The sequence below is a fragment of the Paraburkholderia lebeckiae genome (genome assembly GCF_050436325.1).
Taxonomy (GTDB): domain Bacteria; phylum Pseudomonadota; class Gammaproteobacteria; order Burkholderiales; family Burkholderiaceae; genus Paraburkholderia; species Paraburkholderia tuberum.
On the sequence record NZ_JBNDLZ010000002.1, the window covers coordinates 1,166,069 to 1,180,368 of the forward strand.

A 14,300-nucleotide genomic window follows, 5' to 3' on the forward strand; every position below is an offset into this window, starting at 1 on the left:
CTGAAACGCGCCGCCCCACCACCCGATCAACTCACCCCTGCTTGCCATGACTCACGACAACCTCACCACCGTCCCGAACGCCGTCACCGCAATCCCCGCTGCCGACAGCGCCGCCGCGCTCGCGCACTTCCAGACGTCGCTGCGCTTCGAAACCGATTGCTCCGACGTCCACGCCGCGCTCGCGAGCGGCGCGCCCGGCTTCGTGCTGCTGGACGTGCGCAGTCCCGCGCTGTTCGCGCAGGGCCACGTGCCGGGCGCGCTGAATCTGCCGCACGGCAAGATCGTCGCGTCGAAGCTCGCGGTTTATGCGCCGGACACGCTGTTCGTTACCTACTGCGCGGGCCCGCACTGCAACGGCGCGGCGCGCGGCGCACTACGGCTCGCCCAGTTGGGGCGGCCCGTCAAGCTGATGGCGGGCGGCGTCACCGGCTGGCTGGACGAAGGCTTCCAACTGAGCCGCGCGGACGCCGATCCGCCGTCCGATCCACGCTCTGACGCATAGCGTGACTCGCAATCCGACACGCGTTCCAGCGCGGCATCCGGCGCCGTCCGCGCGTCGGCTTTGCCCCCTGTTCGCAAATCGCAAATAAGTTAAACAAAAGTCGGAAAAGTGCCGATAACATGTCCAGCCGGACTCTTCCCGGCGGACATAATATGCAGAGTTCATATAATTTCTGGCTCGTCGCGATTTCGTTCGCGGTCGCGACCCTCGCGTCGTACACCGCGCTCGATCTGACGGGCCGCATCTTCCTGCTCGGCTCCACGCGCCGGCGGCATGCATGGCGGCTCGGCGGCGCGTTCGCGCTCGGTGTCGGCATCTGGTCGATGCACTTCGTCGCGATGCTCGCGTTCTCGCTGCCTATCCCGCTCGGCTACGACCCGGCGACGACCGCCTGCTCGCTGGCCCTCGCGATCGGCGCTTCGTACCTGGCGCTCTCGCTGACGACCCAGCAGCGCCTGACGCCGGTCCGGCTGCTGATGGGCGGCGTGGCGATGGGGATCGCTATCGCCGGCATGCATTACACCGGGATGGCGGCGCTGCGCATGGCGCCCGCGATCCACTACCAGCCGGCATGGTTCGCGGCCTCGATCGCGATCGCGATCGGTGCGTCGAGCGCCGCGCTGTGGATGGCGCGCGCGCTCAGCAACGAAGACGAGCGCCATATCGCGCGCAAACGTCTCGCCGCGGCGCTGGTGATGGGCGTCGCGATCAGCGGCATGCACTACACCGGCATGGCCGCCGCCGACTTCGCGCCGGGCGCGATCTGCGGCGCGGCCAAAGACATGAACGCGCAATGGCTCGCCACCTCGGTGATCCTGCTCACGTTCGCGGTGCTGATCGTCACGCTGATGCTGTCGCGCTTCGACGTGCGCACCACCTTCCTGCTCGGCGCGGTGACGCGGCTGAACGGCCAGATCGTGCGGCTCGCGACGCTCGACGCGCTGACGGGCCTGCCGAACCGCGCGACGCTGACCGAGCGGATCGAACGCGCAATCAGCGGCGCGCGCCGTCAGCGTACGGCGTTCGCGGTGCTGTTCATGGATCTCGACGGCTTCAAGACGATCAACGATTCGCTGGGTCACTCGGCCGGCGACGCGGTGCTGTCCGCATTCGCGCAACGCCTGCAGCAATGCGTGCGTTCGAGCGACACCGTCGCGCGGCTCGGCGGCGACGAGTTCGTCGTGCTCACGGAACACCTTACGTGCGGCGACGACGCGGCCGCGCTCGCCGACGGCGTGCTTCACCGGATGCGCCAGGGCACGTGGAGCGACGAACAACCGCTGCAGGTGATGCCGAGCATCGGCATTGCGCTCTATCCGCGCGATGGCGACAGCGTCGAGACGCTGCTCCAGCACGCGGACGCCGCGATGTACGAAGCGAAGCGCGCCGGCCGCGGCACCTACCGCTTCTTCGAGCGCAGCATGAACGAGGCCGCCACGCGCACGCTGCGGATCCAGCAAGTGCTGCACGACGCCTTCGCGAATGATCGTTTCTCGCTGCTGTTCCAGCCGAAGTTCCAGCGCGGCGGCGACGCGCTCGCGGGCGCCGAGGCGCTGATCCGCCTGCACGATCCGGAGATGGGCGCGCTGACGCCGGCCGAATTCATCCCGGTCGCCGAGCGCTCCGGGCAGATCGTGCAGATCGGCTACTGGGTCGTGCGCGAAACCTGCCGGCGCATTCGCGGCTGGATCGAACAGGGCCTGCCGGCGATGAAGGTGGCGATCAACCTGTCGCCGCGTCAGCTGTTGCAACCTGACCTCGTCGAGACGATCCTCGACATCGTCAGGAGCGAGGGCGTCGCGTGCGAACAGATCATGTTCGAAATCACCGAGACCGTAGCGATGCAGGACGCCGCGCGCACCGTCGAAGTAATCCGCGCGTTTCACGCGAGCGGCTTCGACATCTCGATCGACGACTTCGGCACCGGCTATTCGAGCCTCGCGTATCTGCAGCGCTTCCAGGTGAAGCAACTGAAGATCGATCGCTTCTTCATCAACGGTCTCGACGCGAACGGCGCCGCGGGTAGCGCGATCGTGTCGGCGATCATCGCGCTCGCGCACTCGCTCGAAATGGACGTGGTCGCCGAGGGCGTCGAAACCCAATCGCAGCTCGACAAGCTGTGCTCGATGATGTGCGACGAAGTGCAGGGCTACCTGCTCGGCAAGCCGATCAACGCCGACGACTTCGGCGCAATGCTCCGCGGCAGAATGATGGCCGCAAGCGGAGTCTCTATCTGAGCAGCGTCTCCCCCAACGCCGCGAGCCGTTCGGTCAATGCCTCGCTCGCACGCGTCATCGGCAAACGCAATTCGTTGCGCACCCATCCCCTCGCCGCGAGCAGCGCCTTCACCGGCGCGGGATTCGGTTCCGCGAACGCGAGTTGGATTTGCGGCACGAGCGCGTGAAAAATGCGTCGTCCTTCGTCGAGCTTCCCGTCCGTCAACGCGCGATAAAGCGCGACGAAACGCTCGGGCCGCCAATGCGCCGACGCCGCGATCGCCCCACTTCCACCCGCGCACACCGTCGAGAAGAGCTCGAGGTCGTTGCCCGCGAGCACTTGCAGACGGCCGTCGCGAATCAGCGCGAGCGTCGTGTCGAGCGAACCGGCGCAATCCTTGATCGCCTGAATTCGCGGATGCAGGGCGATGCCGTCCTGCGAGGGCCGTCGAACCAGCTCGCGGAGGAAAACGCTTGACTTCTACGCGCCGGAAACTAATATACGCACCGCGTACATTAACGCGTTTTGCTACCTAACTCTCGCCGACCCCACTTTTGCGACAGGTGCCCTCATGAGCGTTCCGCAACAAGCCTTCCTACGCGATGCGATGCGTCGCCTGAACATGACGCGCGATACGTTCGCGAACCGCATCGGCGTGTCGCGCAGGGCGCTGGACACGTGGCTGCTGCCGGACGACTCGCAGGAATCGCGGGCGATGCCGGAAATCGTCGAGCGTTTCGTGTCGGAGATCGTCGCGAACACGGAGCCGGGCGAAGGATATACGCAAAGCGTAGACTCGCAATCGCTCGCAAACCAGATTCTGTTCGAGGGCAAGCCGCAGTTGCTGTCGGTCGATCAGTTTTCGCGCGACTCGGTCGAGGCGCTCTTTCGCGTCGCCGACATCATGCAGCCGATCGCCCGGCGCCGCAAAATCTCGCGCGTGCTCGAAGGCGCGGTGCTCGGCAATCTGTTCTTCGAGGCGAGCACGCGTACCCGCGTGAGCTTCGGCGCGGCGTTCTGCCGGCTCGGCGGCTCGGTGTGCGACACGACCGGCTTCACGTTTTCGTCGATGGCGAAGGGAGAATCGATCTACGACACGAGCCGGGTGATGAGCGGCTATGTCGACGCGCTGGTGATCCGCCACCCGGAGCAAGGCTCGGTGGCCGAATTCGCGCGCGCGACCAACGTGCCGGTGATCAACGGCGGCGACGGTCCCGGCGAGCATCCGAGCCAGGCGCTGCTCGATCTCTACACGATCCAGCGCGAGTTCTCGCGGCTCGGCAAGATCGTCGACGGCGCGCACATCGCGCTGGTCGGCGACCTCAAGTACGGACGTACCGTGCATTCGCTCGTGAAGCTGCTGGCGCTCTATCGCGGCATCAAGTTCACGCTGATTTCGCCGCCGATGCTCGAATTGCCGGGCTATATCATCGAGCAGATTTCGCGCAACGCTCACGTGATCGAACAGACGCACGACCTGCGCACTGGCTTGCGCGGCGCCGACGTCGTATACGCGACGCGCATCCAGAAGGAGCGCTTCACCGACGAATCGTTCGAAGGCTACACGCCCGACTTCCAGATCAACCAGGCGCTCGTCGATAGCGTGTGCGGCGCCGACACGCTGATCATGCACCCGCTGCCGCGCGACAGCCGGCCCGGCGCGAACGATTTGAGCACCGATCTCAACCACGATTCGCGGCTCGCGATTTTCCGGCAGACCGACAACGGCATTCCGGTGCGGATGGCGATTTTCGCGGTGCTGCTCGGCGTCGACAAACAGGTCCAGCATTCGATGCGCGATGCCGCGTGGCGCCCGCCGGTCTACCTGGGACCGGACGACGCGGTGTTTCACGGAATCGATTGACGCGGATAGCCGTCCGCCGTCAGGCCGCGGCCGCGGCGCGCGCGTCACGCATTCCGCGCGCCGCCTGCCTGAACGTGCCGGCAAAGAACAGCACCTGATATTTGACCGCGTTCGACCAGTACTTCCACGTATGGCCGCCGGGCCGCTCGGCGTAATCGTGCGGCACGCCGAGTTCGACGAGCCGCTCGTGCAGCAGCCGGTTCGACTGCACGAGCGAGTCGTTCACCCCGCAATCGATCGTCAGCGCGATATGGTCGCGGCCGAAATCCTCCGCACTCACGACGATCGCCTTGCTGTTCCAGAAGTCCGCATATTGCATCGGATCGCCGAACACCCGCTCGATGCCGGGCTCGTCCTCGCTCCCGCGCGGGTCCACCGCACCGCTGATGCTTCCCGCCGCGCCGAACGCGTCGGGCCGGTCGAGCGCGATGCGTAGCGCACCGAAGCCGCCCATGCTCGAACCCGTGATAGCGCGCGCCTGCTTCGTCGCGATCGTGCGGAAATGGCTGTCGATATAGGCCACCACTTCCGTACCCACGTAGGTTTCATAGCGGCTGCGCGGATCGACCGGGCTATCGATGTACCAGCTGTCGCGGCCGCCGTCGGGCATCACGAGGATCACGTGATAGCGGTCGGCGAGCTTGCCGATATGCGAATTCGCGGTCCAGTCCGTGTAATCGCCGCCCGAGCCATGCAGCACGTAGACGACCGGAAAGCGCGCGGCCTGGTTGCCACGCGCGTATCGATCGGGCAGCACGATGGTGGCGTCGAACGTACGATGCATCGCCGCGCTCGGAATCGTGACGACGCGCGACTGGAACGCCCACGCCGGCGATGCGATCAGCATCAGAATGAGCCAGAACGTATGGACTGGATTCATGGTGGGTCGCCCCTTGCGCTTGCTTCCGGCTGTTACGTTCGTCAGGCATCCGAAGAAGAGCGCCCCGGCATGCCTCGGCCTATGTCCGTCGACGACTGTAGCAATGGCGACTTACAACCAAATTTCAGCGAAACATACGATCCAGTCAGGCTTCGGTCGCCTCATCGGCTTCAGTTGCCGTCTCTGCGCCCGCATCTTCGACGTGCGCGGCAAACCCCACCCGCCCCGGCGCCAGATCGTCCCGCAATGTGAGCGCCGGAATCTCATACGCGCCGCCGTTCTGCGGCAGGAACGCGATCGGCGCGGCCGTCCACAGCGTGTCGAGCCGTCGCCCGAGCGCCTCGCTGACCGCGGCATACTTCGCCTCGTCGACGCGGCTCGTGCGATAGACGACGAACGGCGGCAATACCTCGAAGCCGGGGTAATACAGCACACCGTGCTGGATCGGGAACAGCACGTCGTCGATCGGACCGTTGATGCCGCGTGCGCTGTAGTGCGACTCCCAGCCGCCCGCCGTGACGATCAGCATCGCGCGCTTGCCCGCGAAACGGCCCTCGCCATAACGCTCGCCCCAGCGCGCATCGGAATGCTCGCCGACGCCATACGCGAGACCGTACGCATAGACACGTTCCACCCAGCCCTTCATGATCGCCGGCATCGAGAACCACCACAGCGGAAACTGCAGGATCACCGCATCGGCCCACTTCAGCTTGTCCTGCTCACGCGCGATATCCTCGCTCTGCAAGCCGTTCTCGAACGCATGCTTCGATTCTAGCGACGCGAAGAAACGCTCGCCGCTGTGACGCTTGCTGGTGTCGTGCGCGTCTAGCGACGCTTTCCAGTTCATCGCGTACAGATCGGACACCTGCACCGTATGGCCGGCGCGTTCGAGATGGCGGACAGTGAAGTCCTTCAGCGAACCGTTCAACGATTTCGGTTCGGGGTGCGCATAGATGATGAGAACGTTCATGATGGGACCTTCGTGGCTGAAAACAGTCACGATAGGCATCGCCGAGGTATATTGGAAATGAATTCCCAATATGTCAGGTATCGCTGTGGTTAATCTCAGAACACTCGACCTGAACCTGCTGGTCACGCTCGACGTGCTGCTCGAAGAGCACAACGTGACCCGCGCCGCTGAACGGCTGAACTTCTCTCAGCCGTCGGTCAGCGTGCATCTGGCGAAACTGCGCGACGTATTCGGCGATCCGCTGCTGTTGCCGGGACCGCGCGGCATGCGGCCCACCGCGAAAGCGCAGGCACTGCGCGAGCCGTTGCGCGAAGCGCTCGACGCACTGCAGCGCGCGGTCGCGCCAACCAGTCCATTCGATCCGGCCGCGGCGACGCAAACCTGGCGCATCGCCGCAACCGACTACGCGGAGTCGACGATCATCCTGCCGATGCTCGCGGGCTTGCGCGCGGTGGCGCCCGACACGCGTCTCGCGATCGTCGAGGCGGTGCCGCCGCGGCTCGCTCGCCAGGCCGAACAGGGCGATATCGATATCGGCTTTCATACGAGCGAAGGCGCGCCCGAAGGCTTGCGCCGTCGCGTGCTGTTTGCCGAGCGCTACGTACTGGTCGGCCGCGCGGGTCATCCCGAGCTGAAGCGCCGGCCCACCCTCGCGCAGTTCTGCAAGCTCGAACACGTGATCGTGTCGCCCGATGGCGGCGGCTTTTTCGGCGTCACCGACGAGACGCTCGCGAAGGTGGGACTCGCGCGCAAGGTCGTGCTGTCGGTGCCGCACTTTCTGTTCATGCAGTCGGTGCTCGCGAGCACGGATCTCGTGGGGATGCTGCCCGCGCGTCTCGTGCGCGGCACGGACGCGCTGCGGATGGTCGAACCGCCCGTCGAGGTGCCGGGCTACGAGATGGCGATGCTATGGCACGAGCGGGTGCATCGCGATCCCGCGCATCAATGGTTGCGGGAGTTCATCGCGGCATCGGTGTAATCAGCCCTTTTCAGCGCCGAGCGCATCCAGTCGATCGAGCGCCTCGTCGTTGAGCTTCAACTGCGCCGACTCCAAGTTTTCACGCAGATGAGTCACCGAAGACGTGCCCGGAATCAGCAGAATGTTAGGTGCCCGATGCAATAGCCAGGCAAGCGCGACCTGCATCGGCGTCGCCTCGAGCTTGCGCGCAAGCTCCGACAGCCCGGACGATTGAATCGGCGTGAAGCCACCCAGCGGGAAAAACGGCACGTAGGCGATGCCCTGCTCCGCGAGCGAATCGATCAACGCATCGTCATCGCGATGCACGAGGTTGTAGTGGTTCTGCACACACACGACCTTCGTGATGCGCTGCGCCTCGGCAATCTGCGTGGCCGTCACGTTGCTCAGGCCGACATGACGCACGAGCCCGCGCTGCTGCAGCTCGGCAAGCGCCGTGACCTGCTTTTCGATCGAGCCCTCGCTCGGCTCGTGCACGTTGCCCATCACGCGCATGTTGACCACGTCGAGCGCGTCGAGCCCGAGGTTGCGCAGATTGTCATGCACCGCGCGCTCGATGTCGGCGGGCTCCTGCGCCGGCAGCCAGGCGCCGGCGCCGTCGCGCACCGCGCCCACCTTCGTCACGATCGTCAGATCGCGTGGATACGGGTGGAGCGCCTCGCGGATCAACTGATTGGTCACGTGCGGCCCGTAAAAATCGCTGGTATCGATGTGGTCGACGCCCGACGCGACCGCCTCACGCAGTACCGCGAGCGCCGCGTCGCGGTCTTTCGGCGGCCCGAACACGCCGGGGCCGGCCAGCTGCATCGCGCCATAGCCCATACGCCGCACCGGGCGGCCGGCTAGTGCGAAAGTGTCGATGGAGCTGAAGTTCGGCATGACGATCTCCTTGTGAAGTGGTGAGCGGCAGTATCGCCGTAATTGCGTTGTTGAATAAAGCGGTCTAACGTGTACGGGTTGTTCAAAATTCTGCACAATCAATCGTCATGGAACTGAATGATCTGGCCGCCTTCGTTTCCGTCGCCCGCGCCGGCGGCTTTCGCGACGCGGCGCGCGTGAGCGGCGTGTCGGCGTCGAGTCTTAGCGTCGCGGTGCGGCGCCTCGAAACGAAACTCGGGCTGCGGCTCCTGAACCGCACCACGCGCAGCGTCGCGCCGACCGAAGCCGGGCTGCGTCTGATCGAGAAGCTGACGCCGCTGTTCGGCGAAATGGAAGCGGCGCTCGACGTGCTGAACGGCTTTCGCGACAAGCCGACCGGCACATTGAAGCTCAACGTGCCGTCGAGCGTCGCGCGCATCGTGCTGCCCGACGTGCTTGCGCGCTTTCTGAAGCAGTACCCGGATATTCGCGTCGAAGTGGTGGTCGAGGATGGTTTCGTCGATGTGCTGTCGATCGGTTGCGATGCGGGCATTCGCTACGATGAACGCCTCGAGCAGGACATGATCGCGGTGCCGATCGGCGCGCGCGTGCAGCGTTTCGCGACCGCCGCGTCGCCCGCGTATCTCGACGCGCACGGCCGTCCGCACCATCCCGGCGAATTGCTCGCGCATGCCTGCCTGCGCGGGCAATTCGCCAGCGGCGCGATGCCGACCTGGTACTTCGAGCGCGACGGCGAGCTGCTGCAATTGAATCCGACAGGACCGCTGCTGGTGCGGCCCGGCGCCGCGATCGACCTCGCGGTCAGCGGCGCGGTCGCGGGCCTCGGCATCATTCACCTGTTCGAAGACATGCTGCGCCCGCATCTCGACAGCGGCGCGCTCGAAGCGATTCTCGAACCGTGGTGGCAGCGCTTTTCAGGGCCTTTTCTTTACTATCCGGGCCATCGTCATGTGCCCGCGCCGCTGCGAGCCTTCGTCGATTTTCTGAAAGCCGACTCAGCAAGCGTCCGGGTCGATGACGTGGCACGGCGTTGACGTCATCACACGACGGTGAACGCGGCAATGCGTGCCATATCAGCACCGTGGCGCGCAGAGCTGCGCGATCGTGGTCAGAAAGAGATCCGCGCCGATCGGCTTCAGCAGACATGCGCTGCAGTACTTCGCATCGCTGTTCGAAGGCGGCACCGCGGTATGGAGCAAAATCGGTACGTTGACAGATCGCGGCATCGATTTCAAACGGCGGCACAACTCCGCGCCGTCCATGACCGGCATCATCCAGTCCTAACAATCAGGTCGGGAACGTGAGCGACGACACAAGCGAGTGCTTCGGCGCCGTTGCTCGCACACCTCACCTCATACCCTTCGCTCTCCAGAATCAGCCGCCATGCGGCTAGAATTTCCGGTTCGTCGTCGACCAGCAATATCGAATACATCATGTTCTGCGGACAAAATTTGCCTTCTCGTCTGATCAAAGTCTCGCAAGAGGTGTTCCACGAACGGCAATTGCGCGGATAATGACGCGGGTTGCCGGCGCACATCGGGTGGACTGGCCGATCGGCAGCGAAACAGGTTTGCGATGCCCGCGCAAATCGAGGCGTTCGAACCGTTCGCGCGTTGTATGTTGTAGAAACTCCATTCCGGTATCCATCATGACCGAGAGACGCGTGATGACCGACAGACGCGTGAGCCCGCTGCGCAACTTCGCCAACTTCATCCGCGCGGAACGGGGCGGGCTGACGCGGCAATGGATGCATGCCGTCTCCGCCGACGCCGATCTCGTCGAAGCGGGCAAGCTCACTTATCGGCAACTGGCCGACCATCTGCCGGATATTCTCGACGAGCTGTGCCGGGCGCTCGATGCAGAAGATCTCGAGCGCGTCGAAACGTCGATCGAACGCGACGCGAAGAAGCACGGCAAGGTCCGTTGGCAGCAGGGCTACCGGAGCGAAGAGCTGGTGCGCGAACTGGACCTCTTTGAGCAGGTGCTCTTCGAAGCGCTCGAAGAGTTCGTCGAACGCGACCGGACGTGCACGCGCCGTCACGAGAGCCGCGCGCGCCGCCTGATCGCCGAAGCATTCAGCGTGGTCAGGTATGAGTCGATCAAGGAAGTGGTCGCCGAGCGCGATCGCAAGATCGACGAATACACGGGACGGCTCGAACGCGCGAATCACGAATTGACGCTCGAGCAACGGCTGGTCGGCGACCTAAATGAATCGCGGATGCAGATCACGCGCAGCGTCGTGCACGATCTGCGCAATTTCCTCAACGCGTTTTCGGTCGCGCTGCAACTGATCGAGCGAGCGCCGTCGAAAGCCGATACCGCATTGACACTCGCGAACCGTCAGACCGCCGACATGAAGCAACTGGTCGACCAGATGGTCGAGTACTCGGTCGTGCTCGGAGACTCTGCGCCGCTCGTGCTCGAAGACGTCGATTTGCGCGAACTCTTCGACGAACTCGTCGCGTCGACGCGACCGTCGATCGAGGCGAAAGGGCTTGCGTTGCGCAGCGCGTTCGACGCGGCGCTGCCGGTCGTCACGTCGAACCGGCTGAAGCTCAAGCAGATCGCGGTCAATCTGTTGACCAACGCGATCAAGTACACGAAGTCGGGGCAAGTCGAAATCCGGTTCGCCATGCATGGCGCCGAACACTGGGCGATTCGCGTCTCCGACACCGGCGTCGGCATTGCGCCCGCCGACGCGGAGCGCGTATTCGATGAGTTCGAGCGCGCGGCTTGCGACGAGATTCCGGGCACGGGGCTCGGGCTCGCGATCGTCAGGGAGGTATGCCGCGTGCTCGATGGGCAGATCGAGTTTGCGTCGCGCGAGGGCGTGGGGACCACGTTCGAGATCCGGTTTCCGCTGCGCGTTCAATGACCCGACCCGTCGCATGATCCATCTGCACACTGCCCGCTTCCAGTCGGGCGCGGCGGACCGGCCACCACTACCGCCGCTGCACGAAGTTGAATTAAGCTGGATGGGGCCTAACGGCTTTGTGCTCACCGGCATCGAATTCATCGGCGAAGTCGCCTATGCTCAGTCGTGGTGGTGGCGCTTGCCTGAGATGCGACGTGTTGTGCCCTGCGCCTGCCACGCATCTGGTGCCGGGCTATCGCCGCATGCGTCTCGACAGGCTGCCGACGATGCAAGCGGCGCTCGGTCTCTACGCATCGCTGGGATTCGAGCCCATCGACGCCTACGTGTTCAATCCGATCCCCGGCGCGACTTTTCTGGAATGCGATCCGACGCGGCCGCGTTCAATGTAATGGCGGTGCAGGCCTGACCCGACCTGCAGGTATGCACTCGCTCATTGCCCCGTTCTGCTGGCTCAAGCCACGCACGACCACCTCGGACGATTTGCCGTCACGCCGCGCGAGTTCGGCCAGATCGAGCAACGCGGCGTAGCGCGCGGAACAGTCGCTCGCCGCAGCGGCGGCGGGGTTCGCGCGAAGGCCGTCGTTAGCGTCGCCGGCGTCGATGACTGCGTTGATCGCCAGCAACGTCGCCACGACGATCGTCGCGAGCGCGACCGTTTTGCGCAGCGCGCCCCGCGCAGCCCTTTGCGCTCGCGAGTGACGCACGGCCTCAGCAGACGGTGGACACGAGCCCGCCATTTCGCACATCGCGTCGCACCGCGCGGCGCGACGTGAGCGCCACGATTCAACGCAGGTTCTGATCCTCATCGCCGCGCTCATCGTCAGGCCCAATGCGCCGGCACCCACACGCGCCCGACCCAATGGCCCGGCACCCAGACCGCAGCCCGCGGCGCGACATACACGGGACGCGGCGCGACGTAGACGGTCGGCGGCGGGGGCGGCGCCACGACCACCATCGGCGGCGGAACATAGGCCGGCGGAGGCGTCACCACGACCGGCGGCGGCACGTACACGACCGGAGCCGGCACGACGACCGGCGGAGGCGGCGCGACCACCACCGGCTTCGGCGCAACGACCACGGTCGTACCCGTCGCCGTCGTGGTCCCGCCCGCGACCACCACGCCGCCTGTTACCACCGTACCGCTCGACGTCACCGTGTGGCCTTGCGTGCCGGTCACGCTCGTCGAAGTCGTCACGACGCCGGGCGCGACCCGCGTCGCAGTGCCTGAGTGATAGACGTTGTTGTTGTCCGGACCCGTCACCGTGCCCGAGCGCGCGCAGGTCGAACCCGCGCAATTCGTCGACGCAGAATGATTGACCGTATTGCCGTTCGATCCGGTGATCGAGCCCGACGACGAATACTGGCCCGGCGCGGTGCGCGTCACGTCGCCGGACGTTGTCGCCGTTTTGCCGTCGGGACCGGTCAGCGTGCCGCTATGCGAGCAGGAGCCGCCCGCGCAGTTGGTGTCGCCCGAGTGCTGCACCGAGTTGCCGTAGCGGCCCGTCGCGGTACCCGAGTTCGAGAACTGGCCAGGCGCCGTGCGCGTGACCGTGCCAGTGTTGCTCGCGACGCCGCCATAGGGGCCGGCCACGCTGCCCGCATGCGAGCAGCTACCGCCGCCGCAAGAGCCGTAGTGCGCACCGTTATAGACGCCGCGCGACGTGTACGCGGTGCCGTGACCCGACCACGCGAACGCCGATGCGCTGCCGAGCGCGAGCACGGCGGCGGCCGCGCCGAGCACCACCTTGCGCAGCGCGCCTCGTGCCATGCTGGCGCAGACCCTGTCGGAACCTGCGAATGAACGATTTTTCACGGTATGTCCTTGCTGGATTCAGGCCACTTGCGTCACTGCCGCGTGGCGACGAACGGACTATAGAAGGACCCACCGCGGAAATCATCACGGAAGATATGTCGCGCTGTTTCGCCGCGACGCGGGCTCGCCAGGCAAGGCTTTGCGGGCATTCGGCGGGAGCCGCGACATATTTCGACATAGATTGCGAAACAGATGCGGCCGCCGCAATGGACTGCGGCCCCAGCCGCTCACTGCCCGACCGGCGTCACCTGCACCGCGGCGGCCGACACGAACGCCGCATGCACGGTGTCGCCGACCTTCACGTCGCTCAGATCGACATCGGGCGCGGCTTCGAAGGTCTGGGTCTGATACGCGCCGCGCAGCGTCACGAGGCGCTGCTTGCGATCGATCTTCAGCACGGTGGCGAGCACCTCGGTCTGCCGCGCCGACTCGTACCCGCCCGACGCCGGCGCATAGCTCCGCCGGTCGACCCGCTCGCGAATCCCCTTGCCCGCGCTGCTTGCCTTGTCGACCTTGGTGAGCAACGCATTCTTGTACAGCACGTCGACGCGATCGCCGATCTTCAGCTGATCGAAACCGGCGACCTGCTGGCTGACGAGTACGATCGCGACGTCGCCATGCGGGCCCTTCAATGTCAGCGAGCGGTTGCCCGCATCGATGGCGACGATCTCCGCCGTCATATGCACCGGCTGCGCCGCGCCGAGCATCGCTTGCGCGGTGCTCGCCATGTCGTCCTGCGCTCGCGCCGGCGGGGCCGCGACCACCACCGCGATGACCAATGCTGCAGCTATCGTCGCTGTTTTCATCCGTGTTCTCCTCATGCAAGGTATCGATACGGCTTGACGGTCGGTCATGCGCGTCGAGCGCAATCGCTTCGTGCTACGCAGCATTCGTGCCCGGCATCATGAACGCTGCGCCTACAGGACATCCACGGCCAACAGTATGACGCGAACGATTTGCCGACGTATGCATCGGCATGGCCGCCGACAGCCATCAGAAACGCCATCTCAGTACCGTGCTATCCTATATACCTATAGGGGGTATATGTATGGCACATCTGAGCACACACAAAGACGGCTTATTGAAGCGCGTTCGTCGCATCGCGGGCCAGGTTCAGGCTATCGAGCGTTCACTGGAGTCGGACGCCGATTGCGAGAAAGTCTTGCACCTGGTGGCCGCGACCCGCGGCGCAATGAACGGCCTGCTCGACGAGATCGTCGAGGCGCACGCGCGCGAGCATGTCGCGCATCCGGACCTGACGGCCAGCCAGCGCAAGAAGGGAGTTGATGCATTGATCGGCGCAATCCGCCGCTATTCGAAGTAA

General features: G+C 65.1%; 16 protein-coding genes and 1 pseudogene. 9 read left to right on the forward strand and 8 right to left on the reverse strand.

Annotation, left to right across the window (positions count from 1 at the left end; translation table 11 throughout):
• The first annotated feature begins 46 nt into the window (after nucleotides 1-46).
• A complete protein-coding gene (locus OKW44_RS08505; RefSeq protein WP_018424836.1) occupies nucleotides 47-502 on the forward strand; it encodes a rhodanese-like domain-containing protein in 456 nt (151 codons plus the stop codon).
• A 152-nt stretch (nucleotides 503-654) separates the two neighbouring features.
• A complete protein-coding gene (locus OKW44_RS08510) occupies nucleotides 655-2,739 on the forward strand; it encodes a putative bifunctional diguanylate cyclase/phosphodiesterase (RefSeq protein ID WP_018424835.1) in 2,085 nt (694 codons plus the stop codon).
• Here OKW44_RS08510 and OKW44_RS08515 read toward each other — a convergent pair.
• Nucleotides 2,732-3,148: pseudogene (locus OKW44_RS08515) on the reverse strand (dihydrodipicolinate synthase family protein); the annotation flags it as partial. The gene OKW44_RS08510 and the pseudogene OKW44_RS08515 sit on opposite strands and share 8 nt — an antisense overlap.
• Nucleotides 3,149-3,290: 142 nt before the next feature.
• On the opposite strand from OKW44_RS08515, the gene OKW44_RS08520 reads away from it, so the two are divergent.
• Entirely contained in the window at nucleotides 3,291-4,583 is a 1,293-nt protein-coding gene (locus OKW44_RS08520) for an aspartate carbamoyltransferase (protein ID WP_026226595.1), read from the forward strand.
• A gap of 19 nt (nucleotides 4,584-4,602) precedes the next feature.
• Here the strand turns inward: OKW44_RS08520 and OKW44_RS08525 are convergent, their stop codons facing one another.
• Both OKW44_RS08525 and OKW44_RS08530 read right to left on the reverse strand, forming a co-directional pair.
• Nucleotides 4,603-5,463 carry an alpha/beta hydrolase gene (locus OKW44_RS08525; protein WP_018424831.1) on the reverse strand — a complete coding sequence of 287 codons (861 nt, stop codon included), beginning with the start codon at nucleotides 5,461-5,463 and terminating at the stop codon, nucleotides 4,603-4,605.
• A 145-nt stretch (nucleotides 5,464-5,608) separates the two neighbouring features.
• Entirely contained in the window at nucleotides 5,609-6,433 is an 825-nt protein-coding gene (locus OKW44_RS08530; RefSeq protein WP_018424830.1) for an NAD(P)H-dependent oxidoreductase, read from the reverse strand.
• 70 nt (nucleotides 6,434-6,503) lie between these two features.
• Between OKW44_RS08530 and OKW44_RS08535 the strand changes: the two genes are divergently transcribed.
• A complete protein-coding gene (locus tag OKW44_RS08535) occupies nucleotides 6,504-7,412 on the forward strand; it encodes a LysR family transcriptional regulator (RefSeq protein ID WP_018424829.1) in 909 nt (302 codons plus the stop codon).
• Here the strand turns inward: OKW44_RS08535 and OKW44_RS08540 are convergent, their stop codons facing one another.
• Complete coding sequence (locus OKW44_RS08540; protein WP_018424828.1) at nucleotides 7,413-8,288, reverse strand: aldo/keto reductase family oxidoreductase; 876 nt, start codon at nucleotides 8,286-8,288, stop codon at nucleotides 7,413-7,415.
• A 107-nt stretch (nucleotides 8,289-8,395) separates the two neighbouring features.
• Here OKW44_RS08540 and OKW44_RS08545 point away from each other — a divergent pair, with 107 nt between their 5' ends.
• Both OKW44_RS08545 and OKW44_RS08550 read left to right on the forward strand, forming a co-directional pair.
• Complete coding sequence (locus OKW44_RS08545) at nucleotides 8,396-9,322, forward strand: LysR family transcriptional regulator (protein WP_018424827.1); 927 nt, start codon at nucleotides 8,396-8,398, stop codon at nucleotides 9,320-9,322.
• A 31-nt stretch (nucleotides 9,323-9,353) separates the two neighbouring features.
• Entirely contained in the window at nucleotides 9,354-9,572 is a 219-nt protein-coding gene (locus OKW44_RS08550) for a hypothetical protein (protein ID WP_018424826.1), read from the forward strand.
• On the opposite strand, the gene OKW44_RS08555 is transcribed toward OKW44_RS08550, so the two are convergent.
• On the reverse strand, nucleotides 9,559-10,041 hold the full coding sequence (locus OKW44_RS08555) for a response regulator transcription factor (protein WP_429409837.1): 483 nt from the start codon (nucleotides 10,039-10,041) through the stop codon (nucleotides 9,559-9,561). The two genes, OKW44_RS08550 and OKW44_RS08555, sit on opposite strands and share 14 nt — an antisense overlap.
• Here OKW44_RS08555 and OKW44_RS08560 point away from each other — a divergent pair.
• Together OKW44_RS08560 and OKW44_RS08565 are read left to right on the forward strand one after the other, a co-directional pair.
• Entirely contained in the window at nucleotides 9,955-11,163 is a 1,209-nt protein-coding gene (locus tag OKW44_RS08560; protein WP_018424825.1) for a sensor histidine kinase, read from the forward strand. The genes OKW44_RS08555 and OKW44_RS08560 overlap by 87 nt on opposite strands.
• A gap of 194 nt (nucleotides 11,164-11,357) precedes the next feature.
• A complete protein-coding gene (locus OKW44_RS08565) occupies nucleotides 11,358-11,552 on the forward strand; it encodes an N-acetyltransferase (protein WP_018424824.1) in 195 nt (64 codons plus the stop codon).
• Here OKW44_RS08565 and OKW44_RS08570 read toward each other — a convergent pair.
• The 3 genes from OKW44_RS08570 to OKW44_RS08580 form a co-directional block, all read right to left on the reverse strand.
• On the reverse strand, nucleotides 11,544-11,795 hold the full coding sequence (locus OKW44_RS08570) for a hypothetical protein (RefSeq protein ID WP_429409841.1): 252 nt from the start codon (nucleotides 11,793-11,795) through the stop codon (nucleotides 11,544-11,546). The genes OKW44_RS08565 and OKW44_RS08570 overlap by 9 nt on opposite strands.
• A gap of 188 nt (nucleotides 11,796-11,983) precedes the next feature.
• On the reverse strand, nucleotides 11,984-12,931 hold the full coding sequence (locus OKW44_RS08575; protein WP_018424822.1) for a hypothetical protein: 948 nt from the start codon (nucleotides 12,929-12,931) through the stop codon (nucleotides 11,984-11,986).
• Nucleotides 12,932-13,203: 272 nt separating this feature from the next.
• Nucleotides 13,204-13,782: a hypothetical protein gene (locus tag OKW44_RS08580; protein ID WP_018424821.1), complete on the reverse strand. Its 579-nt coding sequence runs from the start codon at nucleotides 13,780-13,782 to the stop codon at nucleotides 13,204-13,206.
• A gap of 242 nt (nucleotides 13,783-14,024) precedes the next feature.
• Between OKW44_RS08580 and OKW44_RS08585 the strand changes: the two genes are divergently transcribed.
• Nucleotides 14,025-14,300: a metal/formaldehyde-sensitive transcriptional repressor gene (locus OKW44_RS08585; RefSeq protein ID WP_026226594.1), complete on the forward strand. Its 276-nt coding sequence runs from the start codon at nucleotides 14,025-14,027 to the stop codon at nucleotides 14,298-14,300.

What these genes read in the sequence shown, in the direction of transcription:
- OKW44_RS08505 (WP_018424836.1), top strand. Translation starts at nt 47, where the DNA reads ATGACTCACGACAACCTCACCACCGTCCCGAACGCCGTCACCGCAATC.
- OKW44_RS08510 (WP_018424835.1), top strand. Translation starts at nt 655, where the DNA reads ATGCAGAGTTCATATAATTTCTGGCTCGTCGCGATTTCGTTCGCGGTC.
- OKW44_RS08520 (WP_026226595.1), top strand. Translation starts at nt 3,291, where the DNA reads ATGAGCGTTCCGCAACAAGCCTTCCTACGCGATGCGATGCGTCGCCTG.
- OKW44_RS08525 (WP_018424831.1), bottom strand. Translation starts at nt 5,463, where the DNA reads ATGAATCCAGTCCATACGTTCTGGCTCATTCTGATGCTGATCGCATCG.
- OKW44_RS08530 (WP_018424830.1), bottom strand. Translation starts at nt 6,433, where the DNA reads ATGAACGTTCTCATCATCTATGCGCACCCCGAACCGAAATCGTTGAAC.
- OKW44_RS08535 (WP_018424829.1), top strand. Translation starts at nt 6,504, where the DNA reads ATGTCAGGTATCGCTGTGGTTAATCTCAGAACACTCGACCTGAACCTG.
- OKW44_RS08540 (WP_018424828.1), bottom strand. Translation starts at nt 8,288, where the DNA reads ATGCCGAACTTCAGCTCCATCGACACTTTCGCACTAGCCGGCCGCCCG.
- OKW44_RS08545 (WP_018424827.1), top strand. Translation starts at nt 8,396, where the DNA reads ATGGAACTGAATGATCTGGCCGCCTTCGTTTCCGTCGCCCGCGCCGGC.
- OKW44_RS08560 (WP_018424825.1), top strand. Translation starts at nt 9,955, where the DNA reads ATGACCGACAGACGCGTGAGCCCGCTGCGCAACTTCGCCAACTTCATC.
- OKW44_RS08555 (WP_429409837.1), bottom strand. Translation starts at nt 10,041, where the DNA reads ATGCATCCATTGCCGCGTCAGCCCGCCCCGTTCCGCGCGGATGAAGTT.
- OKW44_RS08575 (WP_018424822.1), bottom strand. Translation starts at nt 12,931, where the DNA reads ATGGCACGAGGCGCGCTGCGCAAGGTGGTGCTCGGCGCGGCCGCCGCC.
- OKW44_RS08580 (WP_018424821.1), bottom strand. Translation starts at nt 13,782, where the DNA reads ATGAAAACAGCGACGATAGCTGCAGCATTGGTCATCGCGGTGGTGGTC.
- OKW44_RS08585 (WP_026226594.1), top strand. Translation starts at nt 14,025, where the DNA reads ATGGCACATCTGAGCACACACAAAGACGGCTTATTGAAGCGCGTTCGT.